This is a genomic window from Bacteroides caecigallinarum, assembly GCF_016902295.1.
GTDB classification, from domain to species: domain Bacteria; phylum Bacteroidota; class Bacteroidia; order Bacteroidales; family Bacteroidaceae; genus Phocaeicola; species Phocaeicola caecigallinarum_A.
This window is the reverse complement of sequence record NZ_JACJLQ010000073.1, coordinates 1-4093: the sequence shown is the minus strand read 5'-3', so window position 1 is coordinate 4093 and position 4093 is coordinate 1. Positions and strand designations below refer to the sequence as shown.

Below are 4093 nucleotides of genomic sequence, written 5' to 3'. Positions count from 1 at the left end.
AACCTACACTTGAGGACGGAACCACTTTCTTCGGCTCGAAGGTGGTGAATGACATGGAGAAGTTCAAGAGCATGAGCAACGCCATAATAGCGAACAGATATGACGCATGCCTGGATGACGTGGCGGACAAGGTCTATACAAGGGATATTTTCAGAAGGGACTGATCATAGTTGACAAGGCTTCAGTTACGAGGTAACAAGGTCTTATAGTGGATTCCCCCATATCAGTCAGAGATGACGGGTGTGGGGGAATTTCGGTGTTTATAAAGTGTAAAAGGTGCATTTCTTCGAATGCTTACACAGAAATATATGGTTTAAGTTGTTTATATGGGGAATAAAAATTATTTTTGTGAGTAAATTAGTGGCAGTGTGGATTAGCTTACACATAGAAAATTATAAGTAATATATGGCAGAAAATAAATTGGCTGATATAAGTATAAAGAATTATAGAGCTATAAAACAGGCAGATATACAGCTCTCCGGTATTACAGTGGTATCCGGAGTGAACGGATGCGGCAAAAGTACAATATCAAAGCTACTTTACTACATTTATAGGAATGCCAACCGTTATGAAGATATTATCCTAGAATATATCAACGAAAATCTCGAGCCATATTTGGAGGTAGTCAGGCAAATCAGGTCGGTACTGCCATTTATCAGGCACGATATAAGACTAATGCCAGTACAACAGGGATTAAAATTAAGGAGTCTTGATAGCCATGAAGAATATCTGTCGTATATACGTAATCTTATATCCAGATATATCGAACTGGAAAGCAATCAAACCGGAAATAACAGAAGAGGTGAAATACGTAACAGACTGGAATTTATTCTTAAATACAGTCTTAACATTAAAGGTGATACCCTGCATTCCCAACTGAAACAACTTTCCTCTATGATAACTGACATTGTTCAGAAAGGTGTCAACCTGAATATCAGCCGTCCATACGAGTTTTATAAGGCGAGTATAGTGTCTGAGTTTGATGCATCAATATCAAAAGACATAGTATTAAAGGAATATGGTTCGATTATTTATGGGGAAGGAATCAAGAATGTGCCTTTGCCTCATTATATAAAGAAAGTGGCATATATAGATACTCCTATGTCAATAGGTATGCGTGCAGGCTATGGAATTCCTACACATTGGGGCGAATTGAATGAACTGCTGAAAGAATCACCGAAAAGGGGGTATAAACGCAGTATAAACGATGTCATCAAAAAAGAAATCATACAGGGAGATATCGTTTATAATAATGATATTATCAGTAGTGGATTCAGATATAGAACAATAGATGGTATAGAGATTGATTTAGCGGAATGTGCAACAGGTATCAAATCGTTTGCAGTACTACAACTTCTGCTTAAGAACCGTTTTCTTGATGAATCAACTCTACTGATTATTGACGAACCTGAAGCTCATCTTCATCCGCAATGGATAATAGAATATGCCAGAATTATTGTAATGCTACATAAACGCTTGGGAGTAAAATTCTTTTTGGCAAGCCACAGTACGGATATGGTGAGTGCTATAAGGTATATCAGCGAAAAGGAAAATTGTCTTTCGTCTGTTGATTTTTATCTGGCAGAAAAGGAGAAGGGTAACAGTAATAAATACAGATATACACCGCTGAAACATGATATAGATCCGATTTGTAGAAATAAAACTGGACTGTAAATCGGTAAAAGATATACCTAAGGATATTTGTGACAAGATTTCTCATTCGAGAGATTTGCTAATAGAAAATCCGAAATTTGTGACATTTGAGAAAAAAATTCCAGTTTTGATAAAAAATGACAATTTTGAGCAAAATAAAAGACGGCTGAAAAACTATTTAATGGGTAAAAATAAAGATATAGAACCTTATACTGTAAATGGATTTTATAGTACCTTTTTTTAATTACATGCAAAAGAACAGGCTTCGAAGTACTTTAATACTTGCGAAACTTAAGGATAATACTATAACCTCTATTAAAGACATAGTATTAAAATTAAAGATTGACATCAACAACAAATTATAACAAATAAAATTACTCCGTAAATTCTCAATACATAAAACTGATAAAATGGAGGAAATAGTCAGGCTCAGGGAAGGGCTGGAAAAGGTGAAGGAGACAGAGGCATACAGTGATTATGGGGTGCTGATGTTTGCCTTACGGTGTTTCAAGTATTAAATATTTTAAGGATATAACCTTAATTCAGGTATAAAAATGAGTGAAGATAATACTGTTATTAAAGAGATAAATTGCATTGAGTCTTTTTTAGGTTCAATATATGATTTTCCTGAAACATTCTTCTATAGGGGGCAAGCATCCATTGATTTCAAACTTATCCCTTCTATTGGTCGTTTTTTTAATAATGATATTACATTATTAAAACAATTCGAAAGGGAAATTTTTGAAGACTTTAAAAGGAAGTATTCTTTATTTACAGATGCTCGTCCTAAAAATGATATGGAATTCTTATTTTTAGCTCAACATTATGGTCTTCCTACAAGGTTGCTTGATTGGACATTTAATCCACTTATTGCACTATATTTTGCTTGCTGCTCTCATATGGATAAAGATGGGGTAGTATATCAAAGTTATCCTTTTTCTCATAAAGCTTATCATCCTGAATATAGTGATATACTATCTTTTGATGGTTTTACATTTTTACTTCCTAACATAACGGATGTGAGATACAAAAACCAAAATGGTTTGTTTGTACTTTTCCCTGAACCATGGAAAGATAATTTTAATCATATATCTACAAAATTCATCATCAGGGCTTCTCAAAAACAAAATATATTAAATAAACTATTTAAAATAGGTATAAACCAATCATACATTATGCCATCTTTAGATAGTTTATGTAAAGATATTGTTTATATGCATAAATTGCGTTATCCGCAAATAAGTGTATAATCATTAATATCTTTATTAAGAAAATGATAATCTAAAAAAAACTAAGCTTATGAAAACACTTATGCTAGCAGTTGTGGCATGCTGCTCTATGATGATTTTTGCATGCGGCAATAAGGAAGTGCCGGAAGAACCGGAAAAGGACTTATCAGGAAGAACCGGTAATGATAATACAGGAGATGAGGAAGAGAAGGGCAGTGTGAATATAGGTTTTCGAAGCTGAGGGATGGAAAGATACTGTATATTTTAATTTCGAAATTATACCGGGCGATACAGTGGAATTTTAAATGGTCTTTACCTACTGGCGAACACTAAAATGCGGAATGGCTACGGTGCACTTCAAAAAGAAGGAATTGAAAATGATTAATATAGCAATTGCAGGAACAGGGTATGTGGGCTTGTCGATAGCCACATTACTGGCTCAGCATCATAAGGTGACAGCTGTGGACGTGATACCTGAAAAGGTGAGAGAATAAGCTATCCTACTGAGGAGGTATCGAGCCATGCTGAGGAGCTGAAGAAGGCGGCAGAGACTTTTGCAGAACTGCTGAAGGAAGGGGCTCTGAAGGAAAACATTGCCACTCTGTTTATGGGTCTGACTGAGGCGGAGGCGGTGAAGCTGTTTGCCAACACGTACCTGGCGCTGAGGGTGAGCTACTTCAACGAGCTGGACACTTATGCTGAGATGAAGGGACTGAACACTCAGGATATTATCCGCGGTGTGAGTCTTGACCCAAGAATAGGGAACCATTATAACAATCCGTCGTTCGGATATGGTGGCTACTGTCTGCCTAAGGACACGAAGCAGCTGCTTGCAAACTATCAGGACGTGCCGGAAAATCTGATAGAGGCTATAGTGGAATCGAACCGCACAAGAAAGGACTTCATAGCGGACAGGGTGCTGAAAATGGCCGGATATTATGATTACTTCAATCGTGGCGACTATAACTCGAAAGAAGAGAAGGAGTGCGTTGTGGGGGTTTACAGACTGACAATGAAATCGAACAGTGACAATTTCCGCCAGAGCTCCATACAGGGCGTAATGAAGCGTGTGAAGGCGAAAGGGGCTACTGTTATAATATATGAACCTACACTTGAGGACGGAACCACTTTCTTCGGCTCGAAGGTGGTGAATGACATGGAGAAGTTCAAGAGCATGAGCAACGCCATAATAGCGAACAGATATGACGCAT

4 protein-coding genes and 2 pseudogenes are annotated in these 4093 nt (G+C 37.0%); all 6 read left to right on the top strand.

Annotated features, from left to right (window positions below; genetic code table 11):
- A pseudogene (locus H6A27_RS15215) lies at positions 1-164 on the top strand (UDP-glucose 6-dehydrogenase); the annotation flags it as partial.
- A 241-nt stretch (positions 165-405) separates the two neighbouring features.
- On the top strand, positions 406-1674 hold the full coding sequence (locus H6A27_RS13920) for an AAA family ATPase (protein WP_239469705.1): 1269 nt from the start codon (positions 406-408) through the stop codon (positions 1672-1674).
- Between the two features lie 533 nt (positions 1675-2207).
- Positions 2208-2903: an FRG domain-containing protein gene (locus H6A27_RS13915; protein WP_204509113.1), complete on the top strand. Its 696-nt coding sequence runs from the start codon at positions 2208-2210 to the stop codon at positions 2901-2903.
- Between the two features lie 49 nt (positions 2904-2952).
- Positions 2953-3123 carry a hypothetical protein gene (locus H6A27_RS13910; protein ID WP_204509112.1) on the top strand — a complete coding sequence of 57 codons (171 nt, stop codon included), beginning with the start codon at positions 2953-2955 and terminating at the stop codon, positions 3121-3123.
- 136 nt (positions 3124-3259) lie between these two features.
- Complete coding sequence (locus H6A27_RS15840; RefSeq protein ID WP_204402089.1) at positions 3260-3376, top strand: UDP-glucose 6-dehydrogenase family protein; 117 nt, start codon at positions 3260-3262, stop codon at positions 3374-3376.
- 38 nt (positions 3377-3414) lie between these two features.
- Positions 3415-4093 (top strand): annotated as a pseudogene (locus tag H6A27_RS13905) (UDP binding domain-containing protein); the annotation flags it as partial.